Here is a 13,528-nt window from a genome sequence, read left to right on the forward strand (position 1 = left end):
GGTCGGATGGCCATTACTGTGCGATTAATCACAAAGAAATAGTCGTTCGCCCAATAAAAAGGCCGCCCTGAGGGCGGCCTTGCATCGCGATGGCCTGCGCAGCAGGCCCTTCGGGCATCAGAACCTGGAACCAGGCTCCAGCAAAAAGTCCATCTCTTCGCTGGTACTCGGTCGCTCCAGCACCAGGTTGCGGTGCGGGAAACGCCCGAACCGGGCAATGACTCGCTGGTGCTGCTCGGCATAGTCGAGGAAGCCTTCGAACAGCCGGCGGGTAGCCTCTGGCTGCTCATCCAGCAGCATCTGATAGCGCTCGACACACAAGTTCTGCCAGTCCAGCACCTCGGCATGCTCCAGCACCAGCAGTACGAACACCCGCTGGATGGGCAACAGTTGATAGTCCCAGCCCTTCTGCAGCCCCTGCATGGCCACCACCTGGGCACGCCGGTCGCCCTCGAAGGCGCGCGGCGTGTCGCGGTAAATCATGCGCGGCAGCTGGTCCAGCAAGATCAGCAGGCCCAGCCAGCCCTGCGGGCTTTGCTGCCACTCGTCGAGCCCGCCCGCCAGGGCCTGCTCGACCAGGTCGCCAAACAGCGCATGGGCGTCGGCATCATGATGCTTGCCGAACCACAGCGTGCTCTTCTCGTCAGCCACGGCCTGGGCACTGGTGCCCCAACCGAACCACCACTCCAGCAACGGCTGCCAAGGTGCGAGCATGACTTACTCCTTGTGGTAGGCGGTGACGCGCTCGACCTCTTCCTTCGAGCCAAGGATCACCGACACGCGCTGGTGCAGGCTTTCTGGCTTGATGTCGAGGATGCGATCGTAACCGTTGGTGGAAGCGCCGCCGGCCTGTTCGATGATGAACGACATCGGGTTGGCTTCGTACATCAGGCGCAGCTTGCCCGGTTTGCTTGGCTCGCGGGCATCACGTGGGTACATGAACAGGCCGCCACGGGTCAGGATGCGGTGCACGTCGGCTACCATCGAGGCAATCCAGCGCATGTTGTAGTTCTTCTTCAGCGGGCCGGTTTCACCTGCCAGCAGTTCGCCAACGTAGCGTTGTACCGGGGCTTCCCAGTGACGCTGGTTGGACATGTTGATAGCGAACTCGGCGGTGGTGGCCGGCACCTGGATGTTTTCGTGAGTCAGTACGAAGCTGCCCAGCTCACGGTCCAGGGTAAAGCCCTTGACGCCGTTGCCCAGGGTCAGGATCAGCATGGTCTGCGGGCCGTAGATGGCATAGCCGGCGGCAACCTGCTCGGTGCCTGGCTGCAGGAAGGCTTCTTCGTTGAGGCTTTCGTTCTGGCTCAGGTACTGGTTAGGGCAACGCAGCACCGAGAAGATGGTGCCGACCGATACGTTGACGTCGATGTTCGACGAGCCGTCCAGTGGGTCGAAGACCAGCAAGTAGGCGCCTTTCGGGTACTTGCCCGGGATCTGGTAGGCGTTGTCCATTTCTTCGGACGCCATGCCGGCCAGGTGGCCGCCCCACTCGTTGGCTTCCAGCAGGATGTCGTTGGAAATCACGTCCAGTTTCTTCTGGACTTCGCCCTGCACGTTTTCAGTGCCCATGCTGCCCAGCACGCCGCCAAGGGCGCCTTTGGAGACGTGATGGCTGATTTCCTTGCACGCACGCGCCACCACTTCGATCAGGAAGCGCAGATCGGCAGGGGTATTGTTGCTGCGGGTCTGCTCAATCAGATAGCGACTCAGGGTAACGCGGGACATGTATGGCTCCGAATGGATGGGGGAGATAAAAAACCCCCGCAGTTTACAGGGAGAGTGGCGGGCTAGCGAGTGATGAGACTCGCCACGGCTCTCAGACGGCACAATAGGTCGGTAGTTCAGCCTTCGCCAGGCCGGTGGTCGGAGTGAGGGCCATTCGCGGGTGAACCCGCTCCCACAAGGATCTACACAGGCCTTGCAGCTGTAGATTTCCCTGTGGGAGCGGGTTTACCCGCGAAGAGATCAGCACAGGCTTACATCAATCCAGAGCCTTCCAGATCTCGTTGGCATATTCGCGAATGGTCCGGTCCGACGAGAACCAACCCATCCGCGCGGTGTTCAGCACCGCCATGCGCCACCATTCCTGCGGCGTGTGCCACAGGTCTTCGACCCGTCGCTGGGCATCCCAGTAGGCATCGAAATCGGCGCATACGAGGAAACGATCGTAGGCCACCAGGCCATCGATCAACCCGGTGTAGCGTGACGGGTCGTCTGACGAGAACACGCCGCTGCGAATGGCCTGCAACACATCGCTCAAGCGGCTGGAGGCGGCTATGGCGGCATTGGCACCAAAATCACCGGCCCGCTTGCGTGCCTCGACCTGCTGCGCGGTCAGGCCGAAGATGAACATATTGTCGGCCCCTACCTGCTCGCACATCTCTACGTTGGCGCCATCCAAGGTGCCGATGGTCAGCGCGCCATTGAGGCCGAACTTCATGTTGCTGGTGCCAGAGGCCTCGTAACCGGCGGTGGAAATCTGTTCGGAAAGGTCCGCCGCCGGAATGATGCTTTCGGCCAGGCTGACGTTGTAGTTAGGCAGGAACACCACCTTCAGCAAGCCGCGCACGGTCGGGTCGTTGTTCACCACCCGGGCGATGTCGTTGGCCAGCTTTATGATCAGCTTGGCCTGGTGGTAACTGGCCGCAGCCTTGCCAGCGAAGATCTTCACCCGCGGCACCCAATTGGTGCCTGGGTCATTGCGCATGGCCTGGTACAGCGCAACGGTGTGCAGGAGGTTCAGCAGCTGGCGCTTGTACTCGTGAATGCGTTTGACCTGCACGTCAAACAGCGCCTCGGGGTTGACCGTAACGCCAATGCGGTCCTGGATGATGCTGGCCAGGGCGCGTTTGCTGTGCAGGCGCTGGGCCGCGAACTGCTTGCGGAAACCGGCTTTGTCGGCGAACGGCACCAGGCCGGCCAGAAGCGCCTCCGGGTCGTCCTTGAGTTCCGGGCCAAGCGCCTCGACCAGCATCTCGGTCAGCTGAGGGTTGGACTGGTACAACCAGCGGCGGAAGGTAATGCCATTGGTCTTGTTGTTGATCCGTTGCGGATAGAGCTTGTGCAGTTCGGAAAACACCGTGCTCTTCATCAGCTTGCTGTGCAGCGCCGACACGCCGTTGACGCTGTGCGAGCCAAGAAACGCCAGGTTGCCCATGCGCACCCGACGGCCGTTGTCTTCTTCGATCAACGACACCGCGCGCAGCACGTCGAAATCGTGCAGGCCTTTGGCCCGCAAGGCATCGATATGGAAGGCATTGATCAGGTAGATGATCTGCATGTGCCGCGGCAGCATGCGCTCCATCAACGCTACCGGCCAGGTTTCCAGGGCTTCGGGCAACAGGGTGTGGTTGGTGTAGGCGAGCGTACCGACGGTCAGCTCCCAGGCCTTTTCCCAAGGCACTTCGTGCTGATCCACCAGTAACCGCATCAACTCCGCCACGGCAATCGAGGGGTGGGTGTCGTTGAGCTGGATGGCCGCCGCATCGGGCAGGTTGAGCAGGTCCTTGTGCATGTTCAGGTGACGGCGCAGCAAGTCCTGCAGCGAAGCCGACACAAAGAAATACTCCTGGCGCAGGCGCAACTCCTGACCGGCCTCGGTACTGTCAGCCGGGTACAGCACACGCGAGATGCTCTCGGCACGCGCCACTTCGGCCACCGCCCCCAGATGGTCACCGGCGTTGAAACGCTCCAAGTGCAGCTCTTCCAACGCCCGTGCACGCCACAAGCGCAGGGTATTGACGCTGGCTCCGCGCCAGCCGACCACCGGCGTATCGTAAGCCACCGCCCGCACCGTTTCACCGGGCGACCATACCTGGCGCGGGGTACCGCTGGCATCGTGCACGGTTTCGACACTGCCGCCGAAGCTGATCGGGTAGATCACCTCGGCGCGTTCGAACTCCCAGGGGTTGCCGAAATCCAGCCAGTTTTCAGTCTGCTCCTGCTGCCAGCCATCGACCACCGCCTGCCGGAACAGCCCGTGCTCGTAGCGGATGCCGTAGCCATGGGCAGCGATACCCAAGGTAGACATGCTCTCCATGAAGCATGCAGCCAGTCGGCCCAGGCCACCATTGCCCAACGCAGCATCCGGCTCAAGCAGACGAATACGTTCAAGGTCCACATCCAGCCCTTCCAGCGCATCGCGCGCGATGTCCAACAAGCCCAAGTTGCTCAGGCTGTCGTACAGCAGGCGGCCGATGAGGAACTCCAGGGAAAGGTAGTAGACCCGTTTCTGGCTGCGCCGATAGGCCTGACGCGTATGATCCATCCAGTGATCGACCATGTGATCGCGCGCAGCCAGGGCAATGGCTTCGAACCAGTCATGGTCGAAGGCGTGCTCCGGGTCCTTGCCGACCGCGTAGGTCAGCTTGTTCAGTACAGCAGCGCGAAAATCCGCGACTTCGGCGTCACGAGCTTTAGGTTCCTGGGACATGCGGCATCCTCGGGCAAGTTGACGAAAGCGGAGGGAGATTGATGAGACTAGACCCTTCGACCGGGAGTGACAGTTACGGTTCGCAGTTTTCATGCCGACGCTGCGATTCCGGCAAAAGGTTGTTCATAAATTGAACAATTCCGGTATCATCGCGCGCCCCAAGACCGTGATCCACCCTATAAAGATGAAAACGACCCTGATCGCCGCGGCCGAAGTCGACCGCCTGGAGACCTGGCAGCGCTATACCAGCAACATGTGCCATGGCTGCCATTCGACCTGCTGCACCCTGCCGGTGGAGGTGAAGATCAAGGATCTGATCCGTATCGGCGTGGTCGACGAGTTCGAAAAAGACGAACCGCCGAAGAACGTGGCTAAACGCTTGCAGAAGGAAGGCATCATCGAGCGCTTCAACCAGAAGTCGGGGATTTTCACCCTGACCCGGATGAGCAACGATGACTGCATGTACCTGGATCGTAAAAGCCGCCTGTGCACCATTTATGACAAGCGCCCGGATACCTGCCGCAACCACCCCAAGGTCGGGCCGCGGCCGGGGTATTGTGCGTACAAGCCCAAAGTGGTTGGGCGCTGATCCTGCGTTGCATTTGAGCCCCTGGGGCTGCTTTGCAGCCTCCAAAATCTCAAGGCAAAAAAAAACGCCCCCGGCCTTTCGACCGGGGGCGTTTTCATTCAGCCTGAGCTAACTCAGTTCTTGGCTTTCTTGGCAGCGCGGGTACGCTCGCCTTCGTCCAGGATCTTCTTGCGCAGACGGATCGACTTCGGCGTCACTTCGCACAGCTCGTCGTCCTGGATGAATTCCAGGGCCTGCTCGAGGGTGTGGCGAACTGGCGGTACCAGGGCGATGACTTCGTCTTTGCCCGAAGCACGCATGTTGTCGAGCTTCTTGCCTTTGGTCGGGTTCACGCCCAGGTCGTTATCGCGGCTGTTCAGGCCGATGATCTGACCGTTGTAGATCTCCTGGCCGTGTTCAACGAACAGCTTGCCACGTGCCTGCAGGGTTTCCAGCGAGTAGGTCAGCGCCTTGCCGGTCTCGACCGAAACCAGTACACCGTTGAGGCGGCCGGACATTTGGCCCGACTTCATGGTGTCGTAGCGATCGAAGATCGAGGTCAGGATGCCTGCACCGTTGGTCAGGGTCAGGAACTGGTTACGGAAACCGATCAGACCACGGGCTGGAATGTTGTACTCCAGGCGAACACGGCCTTTGCCATCCGGAACCATGTTGGTCAGGTCGCCTTTACGCAGACCCATCTCTTCCATCACCTTGCCCTGGGATTCTTCAGGGATGTCGATGGTGACGTTCTCGAACGGTTCCTGCTTGACGCCGTCGACTTCGCGGATGATCACTTCAGGACGGCCCACAGCCATCTCGAAGCCTTCACGACGCATGGTTTCGATCAGTACCGACAGGTGCAGCTCACCACGGCCCGAAACCTTGAACTTGTCTGGGGAATCGGTTTCCTGAACGCGCAGAGCAACGTTGTACAGCAGCTCCTTGTCCAGACGGTCCTTGATGTTACGGCTGGTGACGAACTTGCCTTCTTTACCGCAGAACGGCGAGTCGTTGACCTGGAAGGTCATCGAAACGGTTGGCTCGTCAACGGTCAGCGGCTTCATCGCTTCTACCGCGTCCGGGGCGCACAGGGTGTCGGAGATGAACAGCTCGTCGAAACCGCTGATGCAGACGATGTCGCCAGCCTGGGCTTCTTCGACGTCGATGCGGTGCAGGCCATGGTGACCCATCAGCTTCAGGATACGGCCGTTACGCTTCTTGCCGTTGGTGTCGATGGCGACAACCGGGGTGTTCGGCTTGACGCGACCACGGGCGATACGGCCAACACCGATAACGCCGAGGAAGCTGTTGTAGTCCAGTGCCGAGATTTGCATCTGGAACGGGCCGTCACGGTCAACGGAAGGAGCCGGTACGTTGTCGATGATCGACTGGTACAGGGCGGTCATGTCTTCGCCCATTTCGGTGTGGTCCAGACCGGCAATGCCGTTCAGGGCCGAGGCGTAGACCACTTTGAAGTCCAGCTGCTCGTCGGTAGCGCCGAGGTTGTCGAACAGGTCGAAGATCTGGTCCAGAACCCAGTCAGGACGTGCGCCCGGACGGTCAACCTTGTTGATCACGACGATTGGCTTCAGGCCGGCTTCGAAGGCCTTCTTGGTCACGAAGCGGGTTTGCGGCATTGGGCCGTCCTGGGCGTCGACCAGCAGCAGCACGGAGTCGACCATCGACATTACACGCTCAACCTCGCCACCGAAGTCGGCGTGGCCGGGGGTGTCGACGATGTTGATGTGGTAGCCGTTCCAGTTGATGGCGGTGTTTTTCGCCAGAATGGTAATACCGCGCTCTTTTTCCTGGTCGTTGGAGTCCATGACGCGCTCGTCGTTGAGCTCGTTACGCTCCAGAGTGCCGGACTGACGCAGGAGTTTGTCGACCAGGGTGGTTTTACCATGGTCAACGTGGGCGATGATGGCGATGTTACGCAGATTTTCGATCACAAGTGTATCTCGATCAGAGGATTCGGTTGCCGCCCAGTGTAGGCGGCCAATATGTACTGTTTAAGGCTCAGCGGGCCCGGCGGTCGGGAGGGCGATGGCGGATACTGCCGCCATACAGCCCCGGCGTCTTATGTCGGACGATAAACACGCACATTGGCATGTCCCTCACTGAGCAGGTGGTGTGCGTGCAAACGGCTCATCACACCCTTGTCGCAATACAGCAAGTACTGGCGCGTGGGGTCCAGGTGCTTGAACTTGCTGTTGATGGCATAAAACGGCATGGCCTGGACTTCGATACCGTCCAGCACCAGAGGTTCGTCTTCCTGGGCATCAGGGTGACGAATGTCGATGACGATCTGCCCCGACAGAGCCTCGGTCACTTCCTCGATTTCGACGTCCTTGCCCAGCTCGTCGATCACATGGTCGATGGAGATGAGCTTGGCGCGTTCCAGGGCGCGCTCCAGCACCGCCATGTCGAACTGCTTCTCTTCATGCTCCATGCGGTGGCGCTTGGCATGGGTGGTCGGGTTCACCGAAATCACGCCGCAGTATTCTGGCATGTGCTTGGCGAAGTCGGCGGTGCCGATTTCGTTGGCCTGGTCGATGATGTCCTGCTTGTGGCTCGCCAGCAGAGGGCGCAGCACCAGCTTGTCGGTGGCCGAGTCGATGATCGACAGGTTCGGCAAGGTCTGGCTGGATACCTGGGAGATCGCCTCGCCGGTCACCAGCGCGTCGATTTCCAGGCGGTCGGCCATGTGCGCGGCACCGCGCAGCATCATGCGCTTGAGGGTCACACCCATGTAGCTGTTGTCGACCTTGTTGAGGATCTCGCCAACCACCTCTTCGAACGGCACGCTGATGAACAGCACGCGCTGGCTGCTGCCGTACTTTTTCCACAGGTAGTGGGCCACTTCCATCACGCCCAGCTCGTGGGCACGGCCGCCGAGGTTGAAGAAGCAGAAGTGGGTCATCAGGCCACGGCGCATCATCTGGTAAGCCGCCACGGTGGAGTCGAAGCCACCGGACATCAGCACCAGGGTCTGCTCCAGGGCGCCCAGCGGGTAACCGCCGATGCCCTGGTGCTGGTTGTGGATGACGTACAGGCGCTGGTCGCGGATTTCGATGCGCACCAGCACTTCGGGCTTCTTCAGCTCGATGCCGGCGGCGCCACACTGCTGGCGCAGCTGGCTGCCGACGTAACGGTCGACGTCCATCGAGGTGAAGTCATGGTGGCCACCGCGCTTGCAGCGCACGGCGAAGTGCTTGCCGGCCAGCAGGTGACCGAAGTGGTGCTTGCACTTGGCGACGATGTCGTCGAAGTCACCCAGCGGGTATTCCTCTACCTGCAGGAAGTGGGTGATACCCGGCGTGCAGGTGAGGCGCTCGATCATCTCGCGCTGGACTTTTTCGTCCTCGATGCGGGTGACCACTTCGAGATTGTCCCAGACACCATCGACCGCGAGCTCAGGATCGAGGTCCTTGAGCACGTTGCGGATGTTCTTGGCGAGCTGGCGGATGAAACGCTTGCGCACCGGCCGGCTCTTGATGGTGATTTCTGGGAAGACTTTGACGATAAGTTTCATTGGTTAACAGCGCGCGCAGGGCCTGCCGAAAATGAGGGGCGCGAATTATATCGGAAATTGCTCAGGATTTGACCAACTTTTGATCAGAAGCTTTGAGATAAATGCATGAGGCGGGTTTTGTGCCGCCTGTTCCGGCCTTTTCGCGTGCAAACCCGCGGAAAGCCCTCAAAGAAAGCACAAAGCCCAGATCGCGCACTGTATTGGTGCGCTGACACCAAAACTCGCATCTAAAGGGTGCATTTTTACCCGCCACCCCTACGCCAAATGCCCACAAACGCCCCCTTTTATCCCGCCTTCGCCATTTTCGGGCACTGGCATGCAATTTGCTCCCTTGTGAGGCAGGTAAGCTTGGCCGACTATCCGCGCCCGGCAACACCCTTTTTCCAGGGCAGCGGCCCACCGCGCTCTAGACCATCCGGAGGACAACATGTCGAAGTCGGTTCAACTCATCAAAGATCATGACGTCAAGTGGATTGATCTGCGTTTCACGGACACCAAAGGCATTCAGCACCACGTGACCATGCCGTCGCGTGATGCGCTGGACGAAGACTTCTTCGAAGTCGGCAAGATGTTCGACGGTTCCTCCATCGCTGGCTGGAAAGGCATCGAAGCCTCCGACATGATCCTGATGCCGGTCGACGACACTGCCGTCCTGGACCCGTTCACCGAAGAGCCAACCCTGATCATCACCTGCGACATCGTCGACCCGTCGAGCATGCAGGGCTACGATCGCGACCCACGCGCCATCGCCAAGCGTGCCGAAGAGTACCTGAAGAGCACCGGCATCGGTGACACCGTCTTCGCCGGCCCAGAGCCTGAGTTCTTCATCTTCGACGAAGTGAAGTTCAAGTCGGACATTTCCGGCTCGATGTTCAAGATCTTCTCCGAGCAAGGCTCGTGGATGACCGACGCTGACGTGGAAGGCGGCAACAAAGGCCACCGTCCAGGCGTGAAAGGCGGCTACTTCCCGGTTCCGCCGTTCGACCACGACCACGAAATCCGTACTGCCATGTGCAACGCACTGGAAGAAATGGGCCAGACCGTTGAAGTTCACCACCACGAAGTGGCGACTGCCGGCCAGAACGAAATCGGCGTCAAGTTCAACACCCTGGTGAAAAAGGCTGACGAAGTACAGGCGCTGAAATACGTCGTGCACAACGTTGCCGACGCCTACGGCCGTACCGCCACCTTCATGCCTAAGCCTCTGTACGGCGACAACGGCTCGGGCATGCACGTACACATGTCGATCTGGAAAGACGGCAAGAACACCTTCTCGGGTGAAGGCTATGCCGGCCTGTCCGACACCGCCCTGTACTTCATCGGCGGTATCATCAAGCACGGTAAGGCCCTGAACGGCTTCACCAACCCGTCGACCAACTCCTACAAGCGTCTGGTCCCAGGCTTCGAAGCCCCGGTAATGCTGGCCTACTCGGCTCGCAACCGTTCCGCCTCGATCCGTATTCCTTACGTCGGCAGCCCGAAAGCCCGCCGTATCGAAGCCCGCTTCCCGGACCCATCGGCCAACCCGTACCTGGCCTTCGCGGCCCTGCTGATGGCTGGCCTGGATGGCATCCAGAACAAGATCCACCCAGGCGACGCGGCCGACAAGAACCTGTACGACCTGCCACCAGAAGAAGCCAAGAACATCCCGCAAGTGTGCGGCAGCCTGAAAGAGGCTCTGGAAGAGCTGGACAAAGGCCGCGCGTTCCTGACCAAGGGCGGCGTGTTCTCCGACGACTTCATCGATGCCTTCATCGAGCTGAAGAGCGAAGAGGAAATCAAGGTCCGCACCTTCGTACACCCGCTGGAATACGAGCTGTACTACAGCTGCTGATCTGATCGGCGCCTCGTGCCGGTGACGTGATCATAACGGCCTCCCTCGGGAGGCCGTTTTCGTTTCTGCACGCCCTGCAGAAGCACCGCCACCCCGCCATCACGCTATGCTCTATCTTGGTGCACAAATTGACACCGTGCCCTCATTTGCTCCCCAATCTGGGTCAAGTTAAACGTTTCATCCAGACTTTCTGGTCCGAAGTTGCGCAGATCCAGGCCTTTATCGGCAAATTCCGCTTCTTTTCGGAGCTTTGGTTTGTTTCTTGCATTTTCTTGCCGAGAGTCTCGCACCAGCGGAACCACCCCGCGTCCGGCCCAGGCCAAAGCAGTGCCGGGCAAGCGCCAAAAGAGGTCAACGACGCCTTATGACCATCAGCGATGCACAGCACCGTCTGCTTCTGGACAACCTGACTACCGCCACGTTGCTGCTCAACGCCGAGCTGCGCCTGGAGTACATGAACCCGGCAGCGGAAATGCTGCTGGCCGTCAGTGGCCAGCGTAGCCATGGGCAGTTCATCAGCGAGCTGTTCACCGAATCGACCGAGGCACTCAGCTCGCTGCGCCAGGCGGTCGAGCAGGCGCACCCATTCACCAAGCGTGAAGCACAGCTCACTTCGCTGACCGGGCAGACCATCACCGTCGACTACGCGGTAACGCCAATCCTGCATCAGGGCCAGACCCTGCTGTTGCTTGAGGTGCACCCACGCGACCGGCTGCTGCGCATCACCAAGGAAGAGGCTCAGCTGAGCAAGCAGGAAACCACCAAGATGCTGGTGCGCGGCCTGGCCCATGAAATCAAGAACCCCCTTGGCGGCATCCGTGGCGCGGCCCAGTTGCTGGCCCGCGAACTGCCCGAGGAAGGCCTGCGCGACTACACCAACGTGATCATCGAAGAGGCCGACCGCCTGCGTAACCTGGTCGACCGCATGCTCGGCTCGAACAAGCTGCCATCGCTGGCCATGACCAACATTCACGAAGTGCTCGAGCGGGTCTGCAGCCTGGTCGACGCTGAAAGCCAGGGCTGCATCACTTTGGTGCGCGATTACGACCCTAGCCTGCCGGACGTATTGATCGACCGCGAGCAGATGATCCAGGCCGTACTCAATATCGTACGCAATGCCATGCAGGCGATCAGCTCGCAGAATGAGCTGCGGCTGGGCCGCATTACCTTGCGCAGTCGCGCCTTGCGCCAGTTCACCATCGGCCACGTGCGCCACCGCCTGGTGGCGCGGGTCGAGATCATCGACAACGGCCCGGGCATCCCGCCGGAACTGCAGGACACTCTCTTCTATCCCATGGTCAGTGGCCGCCCGGACGGCACCGGGCTGGGCCTGGCCATTACCCAGAACATCATCAGCCAGCACCAGGGCCTGATCGAGTGTGAAAGCCACGCAGGCCACACCGCCTTCTCGATCTACCTGCCCCTGGAACAAGGAGCCACCGCCTCATGAGCCGAAGTGAAACCGTATGGATCGTCGACGATGATCGCTCCATCCGCTGGGTCCTGGAAAAAGCCCTGCAACAAGAAGGCATGACCACCCAGAGCTTCGACAGCGCAGACGGTGTGATGGGGCGCCTGGCGCGCCAGCAACCGGACGTGATCATCTCCGACATTCGCATGCCTGGCGCCAGCGGCCTCGACTTGCTGGCACAGATCCGCGAACAGCACCCGCGCCTGCCGGTGATCATCATGACCGCCCATTCCGACTTGGACAGCGCGGTGGCCTCGTACCAGGGGGGGGCCTTCGAGTACCTGCCCAAGCCATTCGACGTCGACGAAGCGGTCTCGCTGGTCAAGCGTGCCAACCAGCACGCTCAGGAACAGCAGGGCCTGGATGTGCCACAGAACCTGGCGCGTACCCCGGAAATTATCGGTGAAGCCCCGGCGATGCAGGAGGTGTTCCGCGCCATCGGCCGCCTCAGCCACTCCAACATCACCGTGCTGATCAACGGCGAGTCCGGCACCGGCAAAGAGCTGGTGGCCCACGCCCTGCACCGGCACAGCCCGCGCGCGGCGTCGCCGTTCATTGCCCTGAACATGGCCGCCATCCCCAAGGACTTGATGGAATCGGAGCTGTTCGGCCATGAAAAGGGGGCCTTCACCGGCGCTGCCAACCTGCGCCGGGGCCGTTTCGAGCAGGCCGATGGCGGTACGCTGTTCCTCGACGAAATCGGTGACATGCCTGCCGACACCCAGACCCGCCTGCTGCGCGTGCTGGCCGATGGCGAGTTCTATCGTGTGGGCGGCCATGTACCGGTCAAGGTCGACGTGCGCATCATCGCCGCCACCCACCAGAACCTGGAGTCACTGGTGCAAGCCGGCAAGTTCCGTGAGGACTTGTTCCACCGCCTGAACGTGATCCGTATCCATATCCCGCGCCTGGCCGACCGCCGCGAAGACATCCCCGCGCTCGCCCGCCACTTCCTTGCCCGGGCCGCTCAGGAGCTGGCGGTCGAGCCGAAGGTCCTCAAGCCTGAGACCGAAGAGTTCATCCGCAACCTGCCCTGGCCGGGCAACGTGCGGCAGATGGAAAACACTTGCCGCTGGATCACCGTGATGGCTTCCAGCCGCGAAGTGCTGATCGGCGACCTGCCGCCCGAGCTTCTGAACCTGCCACAGGACGCCGCACCGGTGACCAACTGGGAGCAGGCCCTGCGCCAGTGGGCCGACCAGGCGTTGGCGCGCGGGCAGACCAACCTGCTGGACAGCGCAGTGCCCAGCTTTGAACGGATCATGATCGAGACGGCGCTCAAGCACACCGCCGGACGGCGCCGGGATGCCGCGCTGTTGCTGGGTTGGGGGCGTAATACCCTGACGCGCAAGATCAAGGAGCTGGGGATGAATGTGGCAGGTGGGGATGACGAGGAAGGTGACGAGCACTGAGTGCTGGGTTAGCCCGTAAGATCTCTGGGGCTGCTGCGCAGCCCATCGCGACACAAGGCCGCTCCCACAGGACGCCGCTCAGTTCAGAGGCGGTGCTATCCCTGCGGGAGCGGCCTTGTGTCGGGATAGGCCTGCGAAGCAGGCCCGGCTTTTTCAGCCCCGATGCACCGATCCTGTGCCCCATGCACCGCTCAAAGGCACAAATCCCCTCAAAACCCGGCCAATTCCACCTCAAAGCCCAACATTCACGGGCTTTGCAAAACTGGCACG

The 13,528-nt window shown here is 60.8% G+C and carries 9 protein-coding genes; 4 read left to right on the forward strand and 5 right to left on the reverse strand.

Annotated elements, in window-relative coordinates:
- Positions 1 to 117: 117 nt before the first annotated feature.
- The 3 genes from ACNQP3_RS27165 to ACNQP3_RS27175 all read right to left on the reverse strand — a co-directional run bounded on the left by ACNQP3_RS27165 (position 118) and on the right by ACNQP3_RS27175 (position 4,435).
- Entirely contained in the window at positions 118 to 714 is a 597-nt protein-coding gene (locus ACNQP3_RS27165) for a DUF924 family protein (protein ID WP_012274594.1), read from the reverse strand.
- Positions 715 to 717: 3 nt separating this feature from the next.
- On the reverse strand, positions 718 to 1,728 hold the full coding sequence (locus ACNQP3_RS27170) for a class 1 fructose-bisphosphatase (protein ID WP_012274595.1): 1,011 nt from the start codon (positions 1,726 to 1,728) through the stop codon (positions 718 to 720).
- 256 nt (positions 1,729 to 1,984) lie between these two features.
- Positions 1,985 to 4,435 (reverse strand): glycogen/starch/alpha-glucan phosphorylase, encoded by a 2,451-nt coding sequence (locus ACNQP3_RS27175; RefSeq protein WP_012274596.1) that lies wholly within the window; start codon positions 4,433 to 4,435, stop codon positions 1,985 to 1,987.
- 184 nt (positions 4,436 to 4,619) lie between these two features.
- Between ACNQP3_RS27175 and ACNQP3_RS27180 the strand changes: the two genes are divergently transcribed.
- Positions 4,620 to 5,024, forward strand: coding sequence for a YkgJ family cysteine cluster protein (locus ACNQP3_RS27180; protein ID WP_003249225.1), 405 nt, complete (start codon positions 4,620 to 4,622; stop codon positions 5,022 to 5,024).
- 113 nt (positions 5,025 to 5,137) lie between these two features.
- On the opposite strand, the gene typA is transcribed toward ACNQP3_RS27180, so the two are convergent.
- Both typA and thiI read right to left on the reverse strand, forming a co-directional pair.
- On the reverse strand, positions 5,138 to 6,958 hold the full coding sequence (gene typA / locus ACNQP3_RS27185; protein ID WP_012274600.1) for a translational GTPase TypA: 1,821 nt from the start codon (positions 6,956 to 6,958) through the stop codon (positions 5,138 to 5,140).
- Between the two features lie 128 nt (positions 6,959 to 7,086).
- Positions 7,087 to 8,541 carry a tRNA uracil 4-sulfurtransferase ThiI gene (gene thiI / locus ACNQP3_RS27190; RefSeq protein ID WP_012274601.1) on the reverse strand — a complete coding sequence of 485 codons (1,455 nt, stop codon included), beginning with the start codon at positions 8,539 to 8,541 and terminating at the stop codon, positions 7,087 to 7,089.
- Between the two features lie 427 nt (positions 8,542 to 8,968).
- Here thiI and glnA point away from each other — a divergent pair, with 427 nt between their 5' ends.
- From glnA to ntrC, 3 genes are all read left to right on the forward strand, one after another.
- Positions 8,969 to 10,375 carry a type I glutamate--ammonia ligase gene (gene glnA, locus ACNQP3_RS27195; protein ID WP_012274602.1) on the forward strand — a complete coding sequence of 469 codons (1,407 nt, stop codon included), beginning with the start codon at positions 8,969 to 8,971 and terminating at the stop codon, positions 10,373 to 10,375.
- A gap of 364 nt (positions 10,376 to 10,739) precedes the next feature.
- Positions 10,740 to 11,825 carry a nitrogen regulation protein NR(II) gene (gene glnL, locus ACNQP3_RS27200; RefSeq protein ID WP_003249215.1) on the forward strand — a complete coding sequence of 362 codons (1,086 nt, stop codon included), beginning with the start codon at positions 10,740 to 10,742 and terminating at the stop codon, positions 11,823 to 11,825.
- Positions 11,822 to 13,258: a nitrogen regulation protein NR(I) gene (gene ntrC / locus ACNQP3_RS27205; RefSeq protein WP_060493013.1), complete on the forward strand. Its 1,437-nt coding sequence runs from the start codon at positions 11,822 to 11,824 to the stop codon at positions 13,256 to 13,258. The genes glnL and ntrC overlap by 4 nt, the downstream gene beginning before the upstream one ends.
- Positions 13,259 to 13,528 lie beyond the last annotated feature (270 nt).

The sequence above is a fragment of the Pseudomonas sp. LFS074 genome (assembly GCF_047978165.1).
GTDB lineage: Bacteria > Pseudomonadota > Gammaproteobacteria > Pseudomonadales > Pseudomonadaceae > Aquipseudomonas > Aquipseudomonas putida_P.

Coding starts and splice junctions, on each gene's coding strand:
- ACNQP3_RS27170 (WP_012274595.1), bottom strand. CDS start 1,728: ATGTCCCGCGTTACCCTGAGTCGCTATCTGATTGAGCAGACCCGCAGC.
- glnL (WP_003249215.1), top strand. CDS start 10,740: ATGACCATCAGCGATGCACAGCACCGTCTGCTTCTGGACAACCTGACT.
- ACNQP3_RS27175 (WP_012274596.1), bottom strand. CDS start 4,435: ATGTCCCAGGAACCTAAAGCTCGTGACGCCGAAGTCGCGGATTTTCGC.
- thiI (WP_012274601.1), bottom strand. CDS start 8,541: ATGAAACTTATCGTCAAAGTCTTCCCAGAAATCACCATCAAGAGCCGG.
- ACNQP3_RS27165 (WP_012274594.1), bottom strand. CDS start 714: ATGCTCGCACCTTGGCAGCCGTTGCTGGAGTGGTGGTTCGGTTGGGGC.
- glnA (WP_012274602.1), top strand. CDS start 8,969: ATGTCGAAGTCGGTTCAACTCATCAAAGATCATGACGTCAAGTGGATT.
- ntrC (WP_060493013.1), top strand. CDS start 11,822: ATGAGCCGAAGTGAAACCGTATGGATCGTCGACGATGATCGCTCCATC.
- ACNQP3_RS27180 (WP_003249225.1), top strand. CDS start 4,620: ATGAAAACGACCCTGATCGCCGCGGCCGAAGTCGACCGCCTGGAGACC.